Annotated in this window: 14 protein-coding genes and 1 pseudogene; 9 read left to right on the forward strand and 6 right to left on the reverse strand. The window is 57.3% G+C overall.

The genetic code is table 11. The annotated features are described in order from the left end of the window. Window positions 1-167: 167 nt before the first annotated feature. The 3 genes from ABEA08_RS12410 to ABEA08_RS12420 all read left to right on the forward strand — a co-directional run bounded on the left by ABEA08_RS12410 (window position 168) and on the right by ABEA08_RS12420 (window position 3,017). Window positions 168-1,172 carry a hypothetical protein gene (locus ABEA08_RS12410; RefSeq protein WP_345335640.1) on the forward strand — a complete coding sequence of 335 codons (1,005 nt, stop codon included), beginning with the start codon at window positions 168-170 and terminating at the stop codon, window positions 1,170-1,172. 117 nt (window positions 1,173-1,289) lie between these two features. Beyond that, a complete protein-coding gene (locus ABEA08_RS12415; RefSeq protein WP_345335643.1) occupies window positions 1,290-2,183 on the forward strand; it encodes a DMT family transporter in 894 nt (297 codons plus the stop codon). 111 nt (window positions 2,184-2,294) lie between these two features. Continuing rightward, on the forward strand, window positions 2,295-3,017 hold the full coding sequence (locus ABEA08_RS12420; protein ID WP_345335644.1) for an aspartate/glutamate racemase family protein: 723 nt from the start codon (window positions 2,295-2,297) through the stop codon (window positions 3,015-3,017). A 205-nt stretch (window positions 3,018-3,222) separates the two neighbouring features. On the opposite strand, the gene ABEA08_RS12425 is transcribed toward ABEA08_RS12420, so the two are convergent. Further along, window positions 3,223-3,654 (reverse strand): GNAT family N-acetyltransferase, encoded by a 432-nt coding sequence (locus ABEA08_RS12425; RefSeq protein ID WP_345335646.1) that lies wholly within the window; start codon window positions 3,652-3,654, stop codon window positions 3,223-3,225. A gap of 283 nt (window positions 3,655-3,937) precedes the next feature. Between ABEA08_RS12425 and ABEA08_RS12430 the strand changes: the two genes are divergently transcribed. The 4 genes from ABEA08_RS12430 (at window position 3,938) to ABEA08_RS12445 (ending at window position 10,065) form a co-directional block, all read left to right on the forward strand. Continuing rightward, on the forward strand, window positions 3,938-5,167 hold the full coding sequence (locus ABEA08_RS12430; RefSeq protein ID WP_345335647.1) for an amidase family protein: 1,230 nt from the start codon (window positions 3,938-3,940) through the stop codon (window positions 5,165-5,167). Between the two features lie 110 nt (window positions 5,168-5,277). Next, on the forward strand, window positions 5,278-6,126 hold the full coding sequence (locus ABEA08_RS12435) for a DUF6544 family protein (RefSeq protein ID WP_345335648.1): 849 nt from the start codon (window positions 5,278-5,280) through the stop codon (window positions 6,124-6,126). Between the two features lie 503 nt (window positions 6,127-6,629). Next, entirely contained in the window at window positions 6,630-8,852 is a 2,223-nt protein-coding gene (locus ABEA08_RS12440) for a bifunctional metallophosphatase/5'-nucleotidase (protein WP_345335649.1), read from the forward strand. A 73-nt stretch (window positions 8,853-8,925) separates the two neighbouring features. Continuing rightward, the gene (locus tag ABEA08_RS12445; RefSeq protein ID WP_345335650.1) at window positions 8,926-10,065 is read left to right on the forward strand and encodes a YibE/F family protein; all 1,140 of its coding nucleotides are present in this window, start codon (window positions 8,926-8,928) and stop codon (window positions 10,063-10,065) included. Between the two features lie 305 nt (window positions 10,066-10,370). On the opposite strand, the pseudogene ABEA08_RS12450 reads toward ABEA08_RS12445, so the two are convergent. Continuing rightward, window positions 10,371-10,553, reverse strand: a pseudogene (locus tag ABEA08_RS12450) (GNAT family N-acetyltransferase); the annotation flags it as partial. 15 nt (window positions 10,554-10,568) lie between these two features. Next, on the reverse strand, window positions 10,569-11,018 hold the full coding sequence (locus ABEA08_RS12455) for an Lrp/AsnC family transcriptional regulator (RefSeq protein WP_425557365.1): 450 nt from the start codon (window positions 11,016-11,018) through the stop codon (window positions 10,569-10,571). 104 nt (window positions 11,019-11,122) lie between these two features. On the opposite strand from ABEA08_RS12455, the gene ABEA08_RS12460 reads away from it, so the two are divergent. Next, a complete protein-coding gene (locus ABEA08_RS12460) occupies window positions 11,123-11,758 on the forward strand; it encodes a LysE family translocator (RefSeq protein ID WP_345335651.1) in 636 nt (211 codons plus the stop codon). Between the two features lie 89 nt (window positions 11,759-11,847). Here ABEA08_RS12460 and ABEA08_RS12465 read toward each other — a convergent pair whose 3' ends face one another. From ABEA08_RS12465 to ABEA08_RS12475, 3 genes are all read right to left on the reverse strand, one after another. Continuing rightward, window positions 11,848-12,057 carry a TOBE domain-containing protein gene (locus ABEA08_RS12465; RefSeq protein ID WP_345335652.1) on the reverse strand — a complete coding sequence of 70 codons (210 nt, stop codon included), beginning with the start codon at window positions 12,055-12,057 and terminating at the stop codon, window positions 11,848-11,850. Between the two features lie 248 nt (window positions 12,058-12,305). Continuing rightward, a complete protein-coding gene (locus ABEA08_RS12470; RefSeq protein WP_345335653.1) occupies window positions 12,306-13,646 on the reverse strand; it encodes an FG-GAP-like repeat-containing protein in 1,341 nt (446 codons plus the stop codon). 140 nt (window positions 13,647-13,786) lie between these two features. After that, entirely contained in the window at window positions 13,787-14,917 is a 1,131-nt protein-coding gene (locus ABEA08_RS12475) for a Ref family recombination enhancement nuclease (protein WP_345335654.1), read from the reverse strand. Window positions 14,918-15,497: 580 nt separating this feature from the next. Between ABEA08_RS12475 and ABEA08_RS12480 the strand changes: the two genes are divergently transcribed. Beyond that, on the forward strand, window positions 15,498-18,938 hold the full coding sequence (locus ABEA08_RS12480) for a hypothetical protein (protein WP_345335655.1): 3,441 nt from the start codon (window positions 15,498-15,500) through the stop codon (window positions 18,936-18,938). Window positions 18,939-18,947 lie beyond the last annotated feature (9 nt).

The raw sequence follows: 18,947 nt of genomic DNA on the forward strand, positions 1-18,947 counted from the left end.
CTTAAAGTTTATCAAATAGGAAATTTTTAGTCAGTCTGTGGCTTGAATGAGAAATTACATTAACCGGACTGGCCGTATCCTATGCGACCTCAATACGAGCAAGGTTTTTTGTCTGGCAGCGCCCCGCTGAGTGGCGTTGCCGGGCTTTTTTATTCAAGTAGGTAGCAATGGCAAGCGCAGCACGGCAGTTCGGATACTCGTTAAAGCAGTTCTTCGGTGAGGTCACCTCTGTGGCTTGGACCCTGTTTAAGGTGATGATCCCGATGCTCATTTTGGTCAAGTTCATCGAGGAGCTGGGCGGCATCGAGCTGCTGGGGCTGTGGCTTGAGCCCTTGATGAACGGGATCGGCTTGCCCAAAGAGATGGGCATTGTCTGGGCCACCACGCTGCTGACCAACATCTACGGCGGTTTGTTGGTGTTGATGGATCAGGACGTGGCGCTGTCGGTGGCGCAGATCACCGTGCTGGCCAGCCTGATGTTGCTGGCCCATGGTCTGCCGGTGGAGGGAGCCATCGCCCGCAAGGCGGGCAGTCCGCTGTGGGTGACCTTGTTGGTGCGCATTGGTGGCGGCTTGCTGTTTGCCTGGCTGCAGTTTCAGTACTACAGCCAGAGTGGAACCCATCAGGAGCTGGTGCAGATGGCGTGGCAGCCGGAGCCGACCGGCGACGCCAGCTTGTTGTACTGGGCCATGACCCAACTGCAGAACTTGGCAATGATCGTCGTGTTGATCACCGTGCTGATGGCGACACTCAAGCTGCTCAAAGCGCTGGGGATCGAGCGGCTGATGTCCTTTATGCTGCGTCCGGTGTTTAAGCTGCTGGGCGTCGGTCAGGCGGCGGCCAACCTGGCCATCATCGGCATTACCCTGGGGGTCTCCATCGGCGGCGGCTTGTTGATCAACGAAGCCAGAAAAGGCGAGGTGTCCGGCTATGATCTGTTCATTACCGTCATGCTGCTTAACTTGGTGCATAGCATGATTGAGGACACCCTGTTGCTGCTGCTCATTGGCGCCGATTTCAATATGGTGTTCTGGGGACGTCTGGCGTTTTCCATCAGCTTGGTGTTCCTGGTGTCTCTGGTGGTGCGGGCAATGAAAGAGCCAACCCGCCAGCGTTTCCTCTATCAGCCGGTGGGGGCCGAATCGAACCGCGGTGAGCTTTCAGTGGCATGAAATACTTGAGTTAAACCGCACTTTAACTTGTATAGTGCCGCCCGGCGATCCGGCAACGTTGGCTTGGATCTGTTTTTTGGGTGAGAGGTAAGTCAGTTGGGCGAGCAACAGGCCGCAATGGCAGTGGAACAGGGTGAAACATTGAAGGCGCACCTGGGGGTCTTTATTGCCACCTTGCTGGTGGCGGGCTCCTTTTTGGTGTCCGCCCGTCTGGCTGAGACCATCAACCCGGTGTCGCTCACTCTGCTGCGCTTCGTCCTGGCGGCCTTGTGCCTGGCGCCCTGGGTGCTGAGCCGGCGCGTCTATCGCAGTGCCATCCTCCCGACGCTGCCACGGGCGGCGCTGATCAGCCTGTTCTACGCGCTGTATTTTATCGGCTTCTTCGAAGCGCTCAAATCCACCACCACGCTCAATACCGGCACCCTGTATACCCTGGTCCCCTTTGTTACCGGACTGCTGGCGTGGGTGGCGTTTGGTCAGGCGATGCCCAAGCGGCAGTGGCTGATCTATCTGCTGGGTGCATTAGGCACGGTTTGGGTGGTGTTTGGCGGCGATCTCAATGCCTTGCTGGCGTTCGAGCTTAACCCCGGTGACCGCCTGTTTATGTTGGCTGCGCTGTCGATGTGCTGCTACTCCATCTCGATGAAGAAGTTGTATCGCAATGACGCTGTGCTGGTGTTGAGCTTCTGCACCCTGCTCAGCGGCGCGCTGTGGATGGCATTGGCGTTGCTGCTGTCCGGCCAGCCGTTGCAATGGGCGCAGTTGACCGCCGGCGACTGGCTCAATATGGGCTACCTCGCCGTGCCGGCGACCCTGGTGACCGCCTACCTGTTTCAGAAAAACACCCTGGTGCTGGGCCCCAAGCGAGTGATGGCGTACATCTATCTCAACCCGGCGTTGGTGGCGGCCATGGTGTGGCTGTTTTTGGGAACCCGTATCCCCCTGGCCGTGCTGCCGGGGATCGCCCTGTCGGCGGTGGCGACGATATTGTTGCAACGTCAGCGCGACTAGCGGGTCTTATCGCAGCGGGGACACGGCAGTGGCGCCGCGCTTTTGTGCAGATCCTTTGTGGACGCGAACTGATATCCTGTTGCCAGAACGCTTGATCAGAAGGGAATTTGGATGAAAACCGTAGGTTTGCTCGGTGGCATGAGTTGGGAGTCGACCGCCAGTTACTACCGGGCCCTCAACCAGGGCGTCAAGGCCAAGCTGGGGGGATTGCACTCGGCCAAAGTGTGCCTCTACAGCGTCGATTTTCATGAGATTGAACGGCTGCAAGATCTGGGACAGTGGGAGCAAGCCGCCGAGATCCTCGCCCAAGCGGCCCTGTCGGTGCAGGCCGGTGGCGCCGATCTTCTGCTTATTTGCACCAACACCATGCACAAGGTGGCGCCGCAGATCGAGCGGGCGCTGTCCATCCCGTTGCTGCACATTGCCGATGCCACCGCCGCTGTGCTCAAAGCCGATGACGTAAGCAAAGTGGGGCTGCTTGGCACCCGCTTCACCATGGAGCAGGATTTCTACAAAGGTCGGCTGGCCGATAAGTTTGGCATCGAGGTGGTGGTGCCGGACGCGGCGCAAAGGGAAACCGTGCATCGCATCATCTATGACGAGCTGTGCCAGGGGCAGGTGCGAGACGACTCCCGCGAGCGCTACCTGGCGATCGTCAATCAACTGTTCGAGCAGGGCGCCGAAGCGGTGATCTTAGGCTGTACCGAAATTGCCTTGTTGATCGAGCAGCAACACACCCGAGTGCCGCTGTACGACACGACGGCGATCCACGCGGCCGAGGCGGTTCGCTGGGCGACGCAGCAAGAGGACGCGTCAAAGCCCAGCGGTGATTGAGCCACTCTGACTGCGACCCGCAAACACCAGATACGGAAGCGCCGCAGGTTATTAGCCTGCGGCGCAACTTCTACCAAGCGGGTGGCGTCGTACCAATCCCGGATCTTACTTATGAATGTGCTCTTTAGGAGCGGTGCACTGTGGCGATGCTCACAGGCACGACTCACAGACAATGGCGGCGTTAGCCTGTCCGAATTAAGCCCTTTTATAGGCTCATGTGCAGGATAGGAAAGGGTTTCCCCATGCCATCTAGCGGTGAGCGTGACGTCACTTTAAAGCCCATGTGCTGGTAAAAACCAACCGCCTGAGGGTTTTGCTCGTTCACATCCACCTTGTTGACGTTCCACTTTTCAATCGCATACTGCAGCAAGCGTTTACCAACGCCTTGGCCGCGTGCGCTGCCTCGCAGGAACAGCATCTCGATGCTTTGCTCTGCGACACCGATAAAGCCCACAATCGCACCGGTGTCGTTTTTGGCGATGCGCAGCGTCACGGCAGGAAAAGCCTGCTCGATGATGATGGGCTTAAAAAAGGCGATGTCTGCTTCACTGATGAAGTCGTGGGTCGCCCGGACGGAGTCTTCCCATACCGCCAGCATTTCGCTGTAGTGCTGTGGAAGCGCTTGTTCAATCTTCATAAGGTGTCTCTTCGTAAGTTGATTGCTTGGTAGAAGCGATCGGAAGTGACTTCTGAAAAGTATTGCCCAAGTGCGCTCGATAAGCGTTGGACAATCAAATCATCACAAGCACTTCGTCGCGGCGGCATAGTAGTGGCTCAGCAACGCGGTTGCAATGATGACGGAGGGGGATCGTGACTCGATGCCGTTTTCTTTGGCCTGTGATGTGCGCCGCGCAAACAGTGCAACAACGCTACGAATTTTCGTTAGGCTAGGAAGCAACGGCTTTTCGATTTAGACAATCATGATCCAAACGACCCACACCTTTTCCTCCTCCGGCGCCTTTGTCGATCTCTTCACGCTTGAACCGTATCAGTCGGGCCCCTTGGAGGGGCTCAGTTTTGCGGTGAAAGACAACATCGATGTCGCCGGGTATCACACCACTTACGGCAGTCCGGCCTGGAAGGCTAAGCACCCGGCGGCGACTTACCATGCACTGTGTGTTGAGCAGGTGCTGGGCGCAGGTGCCACCTGCCTGGGCAAAACCGTCTCCGATGAGTACACCTACAGCCTCGATGGCGAGGGTGCGTTTTATGGCACACCGGTAAACCCGAAAGCCCCGGCGCGGATCCCCGGGGGCTCCTCCAGTGGTTCGGCGTCGGCGGTCGCTTGTGGTTTGGTCGACTTTGCTTTGGGCACGGATTGTGCGGGCTCCATCCGGGTCCCCGCCAGCCTGTGTGGCGTCTATGGCATGCGGCCGAGTATGCACCGGATCTCCGAGGCGGGGGTGTTGCCATTCGTGCCCAGCAGCAGCACGGTCGGCGCGTTTGCCGCGACGCTGCCAGTACTGGATAAAGTGATGCGGACTTTGTTGCGCAGTGGGCCATCCACGGCAGCACCTATCCGTACTATCTACCTATTAGAGGACGCCTTTGCACTGGCGGATGAGGCGGTGTCAGAGGCGATCAAGCATAAGCTTGAGGCCATCAGCGCACGCAGCGGGTTGACGATGATCCCTATTTCGCTCAGTGACATCGTCGGTGAGCCGATGACGCTGAGTGCCGTCAATACCGAGGCGCTGCGTCCATTGCAGACGTGGGAGTTTATGAATACGGTGTGCGGCTGGGTGGCGCAAAACGCCCCGCAAACCGGCCCGATGTTTGTGATGAAATACGATACGGTGCGCCATTTTGAGCGCAGTGATGTCAATCCGGTCCTGGCGCAGTGCGAGTTGCTGTTTGGGCGGATCTGCGCATTCACTCAGCCCGGTGATCTGTTTCTCTACCCGACTTTGGCCACCATCGCACCCATGAAAGGCTCGCTGAATGAGATGGCAACGGCGATGGACTTTTACGATCGCACCATGGCGATCACCGCCTTTGCCGGGGTTGGCCGCTTACCTGAGATCACCGTGCCCATCGCCTGTGTCGACGGCGCGCCGGTGGGCATGTCGGTGGCGGCGGGCCATTATCAGGATGAATTTCTGCTCAGTGCCGTCGCGCGGCTGTTTCCATCTCCCGGGCCCATCCAATGATTGCACTCGATCAGGGACAATATTCCGCGAAACACGGCGCTATGGGGTGATCCAGTGGCATTAGAGCAAACCGCCGGTTTGGCAGACGTCTCAAGGAACATGGAAACAAGATGATGACTGTCCTCGCGATCTGTCTTTCGCTGCTCGGCCTGGCCGTCGCCCTATTGCTGTGCCTGAGATGGTTTGACGGGCGGGCCGAGCACGCCGAATGGGCACGCTTGTTGCGGCTTCAGCCACACCCCTTACCCTTGTTTGATCCTCAAATGGTGAGCGGCTTGCCGGAGCCTGCGCAACGGCTGTTCAACTTTGCCATCACGCCAGGTACCCCTTTGGCGCCGGTGGTTGAGATCCACATGGAGGGCCAATTCAGCCTCGGGACTCAGGACGCCCCCAACTATCAGGCGATGAAGGCAAGCCAGCTGCTGGCCTGCCCCCATGGCTTTATCTGGCGTATGACGCTGCCGGGCAGGATCCCGGTATCGGGCTCTGACTCAGGAACCTGGACCCGATTTCGTATTTTGGGCTTGCTCCCCGTAGCACGCATGGGCGGCAATCCGGATCACGAACGTTCTGCCTTTGGCCGGTATGTCGCCGAGTCGGTGTTTTGGGCGCCCGCCGCCTTGCTTCCGGCCCCCGGCGTTCATTGGAAAGCTGTGGACGCCGACACGGCCCGGATCACGATCAGCCGTGGTCATTTGTCGCAGGCTGTCGACATCAAGGTGGATCTCGATGGCCGGCCCGTCGAAGTCTCTTTGATGCGCTGGAGTGATGCAAACCCGGAGAAGACCTACCGGCTGCAACCCTTTGGCGGCACCCTGTCCGACTTTCGTGAGGTACAGGGCTACCACCTGCCGTTTCGGATCGACGCCGGCAACCTGTTTGGCACCAAGGATTATTTCGCCTTCTTTAAAGCCGAAGTGAGTGAGATCCGCTTTCCTGGGTTCGACGATAAAACGTGATGGTAAGTCCAGCCGTGCTGGGAAGCGGCCGGGGCCAGAGAGTTCGACGCCCTGGTGGCGGATCACCTGGAAGAGATACGATTTATCATGCCGGGACAGACGGATCGGCTATTGGGACGGCCGGCCTTTCGTGCCGCCTCGATGTTTTGGGTACGTTGCTGCCACCGGGTTTCGAGCGCTCTGGATTGCGTCACCTAGAAGAGAATAAGGAGGTGTGCAGGCCGCCAGTAGGCAAAGGGAGCGGCGGGATGCTCAAGTTCGCTGAAATGGAATAATTGCTTCATTAGGGCTCACCTCAAGCTGGCACGTTAGCGTGAGCTGACGTTGAGAATCGCTGGCCGATGTTCGCTGGTTAAACGTATCGGCGGAGACAGAGGTTTGACTTTTTAATTTCACTTCGCCATTTGGGGCCGTTTGTGTAAACTCGCCCCGCCAGTGACAGGGCGTTGCTGTGCCAAACAACCAATCTAACAACACTGTATTTCTCTCCCCAGGAGCTGTAGTTGAAACACCTGACATCCTGCGCATGGCTTTCTGCCGTTGCCCTTGCTTTGACCGGTTGCTCTGGCGACGACATCGATACCATTCCAGTTGCTACTTCCGCTGTGATTGAGGGGCAAACCCTGACGACGACACCGGATGTGATGATCAAGTCCCGAGGCGAGCTTAGCGGCGATCGCCAGACCATCACCATCGGCGCCACCGGCGATATGCATGGCTATATTCGAGCTTGGGATTACGCCCAGCACGATGCCTCTGCGTCCACCGGCTTTGCCAAGATCCAAACTGCGCTGCACGATTTGCGTGCAGAGGATCCAAACCTGATCCTGATTGATCTGGGTGATACGGTGCAGGGCAACTCTGCCGAGCTGTTTAACCACTATCCGACTCACCCGGTGGTCGACGCGATGAACTACATGCAGTATGACGTGTGGGTGCCGGGCAACCATGAGTTCGATTTTGAGCGCAGCTTTATTGATCGCAACCTCGCCAGTTTCAACGGTGCCATCATCTCCTCTAACATCTTCTGGGATTTAGGCGATGAAGCGCAGGAGGATATTCCATATCTGCGTGGTCATCAGATCTTTGATGTGCATGGGGCGACGGTTGCGGTGATCGGGGTGACTCCATCGCTGGTGCCTCAATGGCAGGCATCCTTGCCGCAAAACTTCCGCAACTTGCGGTTCGACGACGAACTGGCGTCGGTCAGTGCGACCGTGGACCATGTGTTGGCAACCTATAACCCAGATGTGGTGATCGGGGCATTCCACTTGGGCCGTCAGGAGTCTGGCGTCGGCTGCGGCGTGAACTGCATTGCCCATGAGCTGGGTGATAAGTTTGATGTGATCTTTATGGGGCACGAGCACGCCCGATTTATTGAGCAGACCACCGTTGGCGGTGAAGTCGGCGTCGATATCTCCGCGAATGGCGACAACCTTGCTGAGGATAAGCGTTTGGCCGGGGTTTACAACGAAGCCGCACGCGCAACCCGAGTAAAGGTGATTGAGCCGGGCAACTGGGGCTGGGCGCTGGCTAAAGCCGAGATCGAGCTGGAGCGCAACGCGGCGGGCGATTGGCAACTGGCGGACACCACCTTGTCCAACATCACCATGGCGGAGATCGAAGAAGACGCGCAGATGGTGGAGATGTTTGATGCGGTGCACAGCGAGTCAATTGATGATGCGACCACGGCGATTGGCACCATTGAGGGCAACTTTACCTTCTCTGCCAATGGTTTGGCCGATGAGGCGACCAACACGGACGTGCATAACGGGCAACTGTACACCACCATCCACCATGCCAAGGTTGCGGATATGCCGCTGGTGGATCTGATCCACCATGTGCAGATCAGCAAGGTTGAGCAGGCTTTGGCGGAGCAAGGGGTGAAGGTCGATGTTTCAGCGGCCTCACTGTTTGGCGACAGCAGCAACCTGTTGGATCAGCAAGCTTATATGAAGCGCCATAGTGCCGATCTGTACCGTTACGACAACAACCTGATGGCCGTGCAGATCCGCGGCGATAAGCTCAAGGACTACATGGAGTGGTCTTACCGCTACTTGCAGGGCTGGAGTGAAGGGGATCTGACTGTCGCTTTTGATCACAACGTGCGCTCCTATAACTACGACCTGTTCGATGCCACCATCGAATACCATGTCGATCTGTCCCAGCCGGTAGGTCAACGGGTGACCATTACCGCTATCGGTCAGGATAAGGTTGCCTTTGAGCCCAGCGCCACGTACGTGTTGGCTCTGAACAACTACCGCTACGGAATTTTGTTGGCTGAGCAGTGGCTCGACCCGCAAACCGACCATGTGTTGTACGACTCGGGTAACGATTCGGTTTATGCGATCCGCGATATGCTGACGGAATTTGTTGCCAGCGAGTACGAGCAATACGGCGCGCTGAAGATGGAGAAATTCATCAATCAGAACTGGTACCTGACCCAATATGGTAAGCCGGATGCACAGGGCCACATTGCTGAGCCGGGTGCCATCTTGCTGGCTCGTCAGGATGGTGGCGCCGGTGAAGCACTGTGGCAGCAGCTGCGTACCGGTCAGGTGTGTGTGGCCATCAGCGGCGAGCGTCCAGCTTCCATCACTCGACCGCTCAACCCGGCCGACGCGGACACCTTCTTTGCCAATGATGCGTTTGATCTCAAGCGTGACATGCAACAGGACCCAGCGTACTTCGCCGAGTTGTTCGACTTCTGCCGCGCCGCGCAATAAGTCGCACACGGCCAGCCTGTTCTAAACAATCGCAAGGTGCTTCGGCACCTTGCTTTTTTATGAGGTAACCACCGTGCTGAAACGGTATTTACTCCCCGTAGTCATCTTTGTCTTGGCGACGGTGATCCTTGTCTTCTCGCCCAGTCTGAGCGAGTCGTTTCGTCCCGCGGCGCTGGGTCAGCAGGAATTTGCCAGAGCCCAAGTGATAGAAGTGCTAGAACAAAACCTGTTGCGCGACTATCGGGTACCGTCGGTCGTCACGGGTGATCAGCGCCTTAACGTGAGGATATTGGAAGGCTCACAGCAGGGGGCGGAGGTCGAGGTACACAACAGCCTTAATCGATTGCATAACGTGCATGTGGCAGCGGGCGATCGCTTTATTCTGATGGTGCGTGAAGGGGCAGTGCGAGATGTGCATTGGGCCTACAATCATGACCGCGCCGGAGCGGTGTACTGGATGTTGGGTTTGATGGTTGTTCTGATCCTGCTATTGGGCAAGATGCAGGGACTGAACTCATTAATCTCCCTGTACTTCACTGGCGCGCTGGTGATTGGTGTTTTGATTCCAGGGTTGTTCGCAGGCTGGCACCCGGTGCTGTTGACCGTGGCGCTGATGGCACTGAAGATCGTTGTCAATTTCTTGCTGGTGGCGGGCTATAACCGCAAATCGCTGGTGGCGATGCTTGGTACCTTAGGCGGCGTGATTGTCGCTGGTGTTATGGCGCAGTATTTTGGCGAGATGGCCCAACTGAACGGCCTGTATCTGGATAAGGGCGAGGATTTAATCCACCTGTCACCCGACAACGCCCTGCAGATCCGCTGGCTGCTGTTTGTCGCCATTATGATCTCCGCGCTGGGTGCAGTGATGGACGTCGCCATTTCGATGGCCTCCTCTTACCATGAACTGCGCGAAGCCAATCCACAACAGCCGGAATCAGAGCGCCTGCTGGCTACCATCAACATTGGTCGCGATATTATGGGCACCATGACCAATACATTGATTTTGGCGTTTGCTGGTAGCTCACTGACCACCATTATGATGGTGTGGGGCTTTCAGATGCCGTTGATGCAGTTTATGAACATCCCGGCTATCTCTTTGGCGATGATCCACGCTCTGGCGGGTAGCATTGGCCTCATTCTGACGATCCCCTTCACGGTGATCTGCGCCAGCGTGCTTTATAACCATCCGAGATTCCAGCGCCGGAACGGGTAAGACAGGTACTCGGTATTGCGGTAGCCTAAGCCATGCGTTTCATCAGCTTGATTTTGTTGTTCATCCCTTCCCGCCGGCAGGTATGAAGGGGATGAGTTGCTGAGGCGGTAAGTGAGTCGCTTCGGCGCTGCAAACACCAGATACGGAAGCGCCGCAGGTTATTAGTCTGCGGCGCAACTTCTACCAAGCGGGTGGCGTCGTGCCAATCCCGGATCTTACTTATGAATGTGCTCTTTAGGAGCGGTGCACTGCGGCGAAGCTCACAGGCAAAGTCGGCGGCGTTAGCCTGTCCGAATTAAGCCCGGTTACAGGCTCATATGCAGGATAGGAAAGGGTTTCCCCATGCCATCCAGTGGTGAGCGTGACGTCACTTTAAAGCCCATGTGCTGGTAAAAACCAACCGCCTGAGGGTTTTGCTCGTTCACATCCACCTTGTTGACGTTCCACGTTTCAATCGCATACTGCAGCAGGGCTTTGCCAACGCCTTGGCCGCGTGCCTGGGCTTACGCTCGTTGATCCTTAGGCGATTCCATCACTACATGGGTACTTATGGTGGATACTTGCGGTAGGATCCCGAGCACTTCACCGTGAAAGCGCTTATAGCTTTTCAGATCCCGGGTTTCGACCCGCAACAAATACTCGTAAGCGCCGGTGACGTTGTGACACTCCAGTACTTCCTTAGACTGAATAATGGCTTGCTCAAAGCCTTTCTGTGCATCTCGAGTGTGCTTGGACAGTGAGACGGCGACATAGGCGATAAACCCCACATCCAGTTGCTGGTTGTCCAATATCGCACGATAGCCTTTGATCACCCCTAGGCGCTCCAACTCCTGAACTCGGCGCAGGCAGGCTGAGGGGGAAAGTCCAACCCGGTCGGCCAACTCGGTGTTGCTGATCCTGCCGTCGGCTTTGAGCGCCTGCAATATTCTGTCGTTATAGTTGTCTTTTTTCATGATTCGTTGCGCTAGGGTCGGTTTTCTCAACAATAAAGGCAACCATCCATCTTGGGAAGCGGCGTAAGCTATGCAGATTCACTTTGCTTAATACCGGAGACGTTATGCCGCTCGAGATCCTCTTCGCCCTGGCGCTGTTTGCCGTGGTGTCCACCATCACGCCAGGGCTCAACAACATGCTGTTGCTGGCGTCCGGGGCCAACTGGGGCGTGGTCCGAACGGTGCCCCATATGCTGGGCATAACCTGTGGTTTTTCGCTGATGGTGATTTTGGTGGGGATCGGCGTGATGCAGCTGTTTGAGCGCTTCCCGATCACCTATGTGCTGCTCAGCACTGCCAGTGTGCTCTATCTGCTGTACCTGGCCTATAAAATTGCTACCTCATCTGCCCCCAACAGCGATGGTGGTGGTCGGTCACAACCCATGAGTTTTCTGCAGGCGGCGATGTTTCAATGGGTCAATCCCAAGGGTTGGACCATGGCGCTGACCAGCATTAGCTTGTACGCGCCAGGACGAGAGCTCGGCGCTATCCTCTGGGTGGCCTTGGTGTTTGCCCTGGCGAATCTGCCGTCGGTCAGCCTATGGACAGTGTTGGGCCAGCAGATGCAGAGGTTGCTGAGTACCGAGAAGCGTCTGCGTACCTTTAATGTGTCGATGGCGGTGCTGCTGGTGGCGTCCATGCTGCCGATGTTAGTGCTGATGCTGGCGCCAGTATGGGAAGGAACAACCTTAGCTTGGTAAGCCTGCGCGAAAGCACGTAGCCCCTGCTTTGCCACGGGATAGACAAAAAAAGCCGGCATCGCGATGCCGGCTTTTTCGTTTTGTTGGGTTTAGTCAACCGCAACCATCACGTTGGAGGCTTTCAGAACCGCGTAGGCTTCTTTGCCGACGGCCAGCTCCAGCTTTTCAAACGCGGCCTTGGTGATGATGGAGGCCACTTCGATGCCTGGAGCCACTTCGATCAGCACTTCCGCATTCACGGCGCCCATCTCTACGGCAACCACTTTCCCTTTCAAAACATTACGTGCGCTGATCTTCATTGTGTATTCCCAATCACTTACTCAAAATTGTCGACAAGGGATGATAAAGCTTTGAATTAAAATTGAAATTGTGTGAATGGAAACTGTTTGGCGAGTTCGAAAAAAGAAAGCTTTGAGGGGTGTGCAGTGAAAGTTGTTCGAGGGGTGTTCGTGACTGTATTTTGTCTGCGCCAGCTTGCAGCGCGTCAGTCGCTGTTGTTCGATTAGCGACGAAGCCGGTTGGCTTCGCCGCCGTTGGGGCATTCGGATCAGCGGGCCCAGATCACGATGCTGTCGGTATTTTCAGTTTGAACCCCACCCAGGACGATGTCGCCGTATCCATTGTTATCGAGATCAACAATCTGGCTGGCAAGCCAGAAATGTCCACCCTTGTAATCACTGGGTTTATCGAGGTTGCTGGCGCTAAATTGTCCCTGGCCATTGTTTTCCAACAGCCGCAGTGGCTTGTTGGCGATGGGATCCACCAACAGCAGATCCGGTGCGCCATTGCCGCTGTGATCGCCGGTGGCCAAGGAGTGGGTAAAGCCTGTTTGGCTGGCAACGGCTTCATTGGTTTGTTCGGCCATTAAGGTGCCGGTTTGATTGGTCAGTATCCAGTTGCGATCAAGTGGGAAAGGCTGCTGATCGTATCCATGAGAGATGGCAGCAATGTCAGCCCAGTCATTGCCATTAAAATCCGCTGTGACGATATCGCGCATATGAACCAAGCCGTAACCTTGGGTGAGTGGACGGTCGAGCCAGGCTCCAGATTGGTTTTCGAGAATGCGTAGTGGGACTGTTTGATCGACCCAGCCATCTTGCCATGCGGGGCCGCCATAGACGATGTCACTGAGGCCATTACCGGTGATATCGACGCTGGTCCCGGAAAAGAAGTACGGCATGGTGGTGTCGTCTTCAAAGATGACCGGCCAGTGTTCAGCGACAAAGTGTGGCATGCCGTCAATATTGCCTTGATTGATCATTGCCACCCAATAGGGGTTCATGATCTCGGCAACGGGGTCCCAGGTCTCGATGGACATGATGAGATCTAGCTGTCCATCACTATTGACGTTACCAGGTAAGATGCGCCACGCATTTACCGTACTGATATCGTGCTGATAGAGGGGGGCGAAATCGAAATTATTGGATTTGATAAAGCGGTTTGTCTCGCTTTGGATGAATAGCGGACTGTCCTTATGCGTGGAGTTTACGGGGACGATGTCCACCTTGTCGTTGCCGGTGAGATCAACCAAGTGAAACGTCTGCGGTGCAAAGGGGAGCGTCGCGTCATCGAAATAATCGCTGGTGTTGTCGGTGAAGCCTTGCTCTTTATCGTTGATGAGCACCTGAAAGTAAGCATCACGGCCATTTTCATCGGCGACGCGTAATAGAATGAGGTCATTCCAATCGTCGCCGTTAAGATCGGCGCTTTCGATGGCCCAAACGACGGGATAGCCTTCAACGCTGGGGAGCGTTGTAAAGCCAACTTGGGTGTTGCCGCCATCGCCGCCGGTGTCAGTGCTATCCCCATCGCCGGATGAGTCATCTGATGAGCCACCACAGGCCGCAAGCGAAGCTGCCATCAAAAGCGCGAGTAACTTCCTGTTCATATCCGTCTTCCTTGGTTAATAGGTGACTATCCGCACCGCCTCCATAGTGCTGAAAGCTTAACATGAACCTGTTGATTTTAATTGAGTTCATTGTTGTTTGTATGTGATATGGCGGGGCAGGTGACGACTTGCGCTAGTGGCTAAGTCGTCGCGCTGACAAAGCTTGCGTGGTGGAGTTGCTCTGGCGGAATGCGCATGTCGTTGAAGCGATCGAGCAATGCCGGCTCTAGCGCAGGCATGGCAAAGGGGGCGTCGAGCTGGGCCAGGTGATAGGCCAGGCTCAACAATTGCTCGGGATCGGCATTATGCTTTTTCCAACTGCGGGCGCCGCCCAGGCTGCCCTTGGCGTGATAGGGCACCAGATCCGGGTATTGTGCCAGAGTCTCGGCGTCCACGGGGAGATCATGGTGGTACGCGCACAGCGGCAAGACTTTGAAGTGGGCATTCGGCTTGGTGCGGCCATCCATGTGGTGGAGTGAGATCACCGGGCTGTAACGGCCATGAATGGCGCAGCACAAGCAGGGCAGTGTGCCGATGGCGTCCATGGCGTGGCGCTCAGCCGCAGTGGCGCTGCGACCGGTCATGCCCGGTCCTCGGTTCGCTTTGGGTTTGATCGCCCCTTTGCTTTGCAGCGGCTTGGCGTTGCTCAACCCGCTGCCGTTGCGCTGTAGCGGCGAGCTTTGTTTTAAGGTGCTTTGTTTTAAGGTGCTTGGCTTGGGCGCGCTGCTGCTCAAGCTGCTGCGACTGTCCAGCGGCTTCTTATTGGTCAGAGGTTTCTTATTCGTGAGCGGTTTGCGCTGGCGCACTGGCTCGGCACTGCGCTGCAGCGGCGTATGCTGCGTAAATGCGCCGGGTGTCGGTGAGCTTGGCGTCGGTGCACTGCGGCTGAGTGTACTGCGGCTGTTTAGCGGTGTCTTGGTGCTCAGCGCTGTCTTATTGCTGAGCGGTTTGCGTTGGCGTACCGGTTCGGCGCTGCGCTGCAGCGGTGTGCTTTGCTTTAAGGTGCCGGGTTTTGGCGCGCTGTTATCCAGTGTGCTGCGGCCGTCCAAAGGCGGCTGGCTGAGCAGAGGATTGCGCTGCTTCGGGGCTGCCTGACGTTCACGGGCTTTTTGTTGCGCCCGCTCTCGCGCTTGTTCCTGCTTCTCTTTGAGCTTGGCCAAGTGGTCCGGATCAGTCATTTTGGCTCGTTGGCGGGCGATGGCGCGCTCTTTGGCTTCCTGAGCCTTTTGCAAGGCGCGGGCGCGTTTTTGTTCGAGGGTGAGTTTGGCCATAAAGCAGCGGTGGGAACTCCTAAGACGACAACAGAGAGCGGGTTGAGCGGGCATCAGGCGATGCGAGTGGGGCAAGCTATCATGTATATATATACAGGTAAATCTGGAGTGGGCCGGGGAGACCAAAAAACCAAATAGGTGGTTGGTTTTTGAACTAATACTGCGTTTTAAGCCAGGATTACAACTGAATTCCATTCGGTTTGCTGGGTCTGGTTCTAACGGGAGCTGCATGAGATCTCGCGTCCTGACGCTGCGCCGAGTCGAGGGGAGGAAGCACGGGGTTGAGCGATGGTGGCGATGAGGCGCTGAAATGGATGGGGTGTTGCGCCGGGATGTTGCGCGGTGTTGTTAAGCTGTGGCGTGAACCGGCCACGTCATCGCAGTTCTTTACACTGCCTTGCGTAAGCAAAGATTGAGGACTCGGAGTGCATGTTATAAGTGATTGATGATGAGCGAAAAGTGGCAGTTTATAGCCACATCAGACTCATCCACTTTTCTGAGTTTATGGCATTCCTGTGGTATGGGGATGCTGCGGGTGGTACCGGCTCAGTGGTTGATCACTCAATTAGAAAAAGCATCTATGACAAAGCATGTTCGTTTCCCTTCCCACCGTCTGAGTCAGGCGGTCACACTGGCACTGGCGGTCGGCTCCGCATCTCTGTTGGCGGGCTGCTCCAGCCAATCCGAGGCACCCAGCAGCACGGCGTTGAACAACATTGAGCCGATTCAGGACGCGCTGCACCTAGCGGACTGGGCGTATACGGGTGAGCAGGCCGCTTGGGTCGCGGCGGCGCAGGTTGCCGGTAAGTACGCGGTGGCCGATGCCAAGGGCGAGCGCATCGAGATCCGCACCATCCAGCAGCAGCTGAAGTACAGCCTGGATCGGGATGCCATCAAAGCCGTGGTACCCGACCTCAGCCTGGCCGAAGAGAACGCGCTGTGTGGCATGGCCTTCTCCTCCTCCGGCCGTTTCCTCTATCTGGCGCTGTGTGGGGCCGGTGAAGGACAGGACAAGGACGCCATCCTGGCGTTTAACACCAACACGCAAAGTCTGGATCTGATGGATCGCGTGACGCTCTCCAGTCAGGATGGCGGCCGCTATGGCATGGCCTTTTTCAAAGGCGAGTTGTTCGTTGGGAGCGACGCCGGGCTCTACCGCTACCCCGCCGGTCGCAATGCCGTGGCACTGGGCAAGACCCTGGGCAATCGCCAGCTGATTGAAAGCGAGCCGGTCAACGGCGTCGCAGTCGATATGGTGGCGCGTAGTGTGTATGCCAGTACCGAGCAGGGACTGTATCGAGTGCAAGGCAGGGCACTGACACAGGTGTCGGCGCAGCAAGGGCTGACCGGCCTGAGCATGGGCCGGGTGTTTGGCGGCGAAGGGCAGGGTGGCTTATTTGCCCTCAAAGGTGAGCAGTTGTTGCGGACCGAGCTTTCGTCCCTGCGCAGTGGCGATGCCATTGAACTCAAGCCGGTTGCACAGCTTGAGGGAGCGAAGAGCATCGCTGCCACCGCCGATGGCCGCATGATGCTGGCGGGCGAACAGACCCGTTTGCTGTATGACGCCAGTGACAAGCGCCTGAGCTATGAGGACTGGATGCGCAGTGAGCTGGACAGCTACCTGACCGCGATCAAGAGCCTGGTGGTACACGGCGGGATCGACGGCACCAGCACCCTGACCGGCAAAACCGGCATGCTCAATCGTGGCATAGGTGCCAGTGAGGCGGGACCGATCCAGTGGCCCATCGCCGATAATGTCGGTTGGGCTTTGTATCTGCTGATGGCGATCGATCAGGTCGCCCCGGATCCGGACATCGAGAAGCTAGTCGAGCTGCTCATTCAGACCCACGCCGGTCTCAGCCCGGATGGCCATGGCGGCGAGCGTACCGTCGATGGTCACTTTGTCCGGGTCTACAATCGCGATGGCGATCCCGCAGAGGGCCTGCACAGTCGGGGTTACATCGGCTCCCAGCCGCAGGTGTACGTCAGCATGAAGTACCTGCCAGCGGCGTATAAAGCGGCCGAGATGTATCCGGACAATGAAAATCTACAAGTCTACAAAGAGTATCTGCGTCAACTGGTGAAGCGCTCCGGCGACACCATTCGCGCCGAGCAGCGCATCACCTGGACCCTGGACGATCATGGCCCGGTGGATGTGAACAACCTGATGGCCAATGAAACTTGGATCTTCGGTGACATCGGCGCTGCGCAGGATCCCACCGTCAGCACCGACTACCGCACCTACAGCTACGATCGCGACAGCTTTAAGGTGGACAACTGGGTGGTGGGCGAGCCGGTCATTTTGGCCTCTCAGGCAGCCTTTATCATCAATGGCGCCACCTTGATCCTCAACCACCACTTCGACGGTGCCGGTTGGATCGATCAAAACACCAACTACTACGGGGCCACCATGGCCACCACCGATGACGATGGCTTCCCCTACTTTGCCGCTTTCTCCGCCGGCAACCACCCCTCTTGCCCGGGCGAGCGTCCGACCCGCGAGCGTCCGTGCGGTTACTATAACGAAGGCCCGTCGGATCACCCCCACAACATCATCCACTTCCCTGCCGTGCTGGGCCTGGGCCAACACGGTCATACGGCGCCAATGGTCGGCGGCTACATGGCCTACCGTGATGGTCGGCATCAGCAGATGAACAACGCGTCCGGGGGCGAAGACTTCCCGATGCTGACCCGTTGGTCGATGGATCTGCCGGACTTCGTGATGGACGGGGTGGGCATTGCCGACTTCTGGTACGGCGGTATCGGTTTGGTGGAGAGCATCTCTCCGGGCACCATCGCCAAGCTGCGCGGCGACTTTTTCCGTCCCTACGTGAAGGAGCAAAACGGTCAGCTGCTCTACTCCAACATGACGCCGCGTCGAGTGATCGGCATCGACGCTGACGGCAGCCGTACCGAGTATGGCTTCCAGATGGCGCCCTTTACCCTGCCTAAGTCCCACGCTGAGTATCAGGTGATCGATCCGGAAGGGGATTGGATCGAGCTGGAAGATCTGGTGGCGCAGCTGGACGGTAAGCCGATGCGCTTTACCAACCCGCAATTTGAGCGCGGCTTGGACAGTTGGCAGGTGCAGGGCGATGCCAAGGTCATTGACGGCATTGGCGGTAAAGCCGTAGAACTGTCCGGTGACAGTGTGATCAGCCAACCGCTGGCGTTGCCGATGGACTTGAACGACACCCGCTTTGTGGTGCGCGCTCAGGGCCGTTTGCTCAACGCTGCGGGCGATGCCAAGGGCGTGCTGCGCACCCGTTGGTCGGTGGATGGCACGCTGGATACCTTGTTGGGTGAGGCCACCCACAGTCAGGCGCTGACCACGGACAATGCGCAAGATGCGTTGGTGCTCAAGAGCCACAAGCCGGCTGGCGCCAACTACCTGCACCTGGAGTACGTCTCCGAGCAGGGCGAGTTTGCGTTTGAGAACATCGCCGTGATGCGTCGTGGCGCCGACTCCGGCCTGGCCAATGGCGACTTTACCCAGGGCGAACAGCACTGGCGGTTGAACGGGCCGCAAGTGGTGGCGAAGCCACAACGTGCCACCGCCGGCGACAAGGTACTGCGCTTTAACCGCGGCGCCGGTGACACCGCCTGGCAGAGCGCCAGCCGGGAGATCGATGTTTCGGTGGATCCGCTGGGCACCCGCTACCTGGTGCGGTTCGATGCCAGCACCCAGGGCGAGGCGTTTAAGTTCGAGGTCAAGGCCGAGTTCTTTGATGCCGAAGGCAATCGCATGGTGGAGCGCCGGGATATCGGTGACATCCTGCCGGGCCATGAAGGCGAGCGGGTGGCGACCCTGCGCAAACGTCCGGGCTACGACAAGATGGTGCTGACCCTGCAGATGAAGCGCACCGATGCCGAGAGTCAGGCTGACGCCAGCGTGTTTGTCGATAACGTGCGGTTGGACAAGGAGCGGGTGTTCCACGCCTCCGAGTGTGTTGAAAACAGCCCAACCGAATGTTTGCCATCCTTGCATGCTCATAAAGCGAAGATGAGCGCGGCTCGATAGGCTCCATTC

Source organism: Ferrimonas pelagia, assembly GCF_039543565.1.
Lineage (GTDB): Bacteria > Pseudomonadota > Gammaproteobacteria > Enterobacterales > Shewanellaceae > Ferrimonas > Ferrimonas pelagia.

Bases quoted from the DNA above. Each gene is read 5' to 3' on its own strand.
- ABEA08_RS12455 (WP_425557365.1), bottom strand. From the start codon at position 11,018: ATGAAAAAAGACAACTATAACGACAGAATATTGCAGGCGCTCAAAGCC.
- ABEA08_RS12460 (WP_345335651.1), top strand. From the start codon at position 11,123: ATGCCGCTCGAGATCCTCTTCGCCCTGGCGCTGTTTGCCGTGGTGTCC.
- ABEA08_RS12410 (WP_345335640.1), top strand. From the start codon at position 168: ATGGCAAGCGCAGCACGGCAGTTCGGATACTCGTTAAAGCAGTTCTTC.
- ABEA08_RS12480 (WP_345335655.1), top strand. From the start codon at position 15,498: ATGACAAAGCATGTTCGTTTCCCTTCCCACCGTCTGAGTCAGGCGGTC.
- ABEA08_RS12465 (WP_345335652.1), bottom strand. From the start codon at position 12,057: ATGAAGATCAGCGCACGTAATGTTTTGAAAGGGAAAGTGGTTGCCGTA.
- ABEA08_RS12420 (WP_345335644.1), top strand. From the start codon at position 2,295: ATGAAAACCGTAGGTTTGCTCGGTGGCATGAGTTGGGAGTCGACCGCC.
- ABEA08_RS12470 (WP_345335653.1), bottom strand. From the start codon at position 13,646: ATGAACAGGAAGTTACTCGCGCTTTTGATGGCAGCTTCGCTTGCGGCC.
- ABEA08_RS12430 (WP_345335647.1), top strand. From the start codon at position 3,938: ATGATCCAAACGACCCACACCTTTTCCTCCTCCGGCGCCTTTGTCGAT.
- ABEA08_RS12475 (WP_345335654.1), bottom strand. From the start codon at position 14,917: ATGGCCAAACTCACCCTCGAACAAAAACGCGCCCGCGCCTTGCAAAAG.
- ABEA08_RS12425 (WP_345335646.1), bottom strand. From the start codon at position 3,654: ATGAAGATTGAACAAGCGCTTCCACAGCACTACAGCGAAATGCTGGCG.
- ABEA08_RS12415 (WP_345335643.1), top strand. From the start codon at position 1,290: ATGGCAGTGGAACAGGGTGAAACATTGAAGGCGCACCTGGGGGTCTTT.
- ABEA08_RS12435 (WP_345335648.1), top strand. From the start codon at position 5,278: ATGATGACTGTCCTCGCGATCTGTCTTTCGCTGCTCGGCCTGGCCGTC.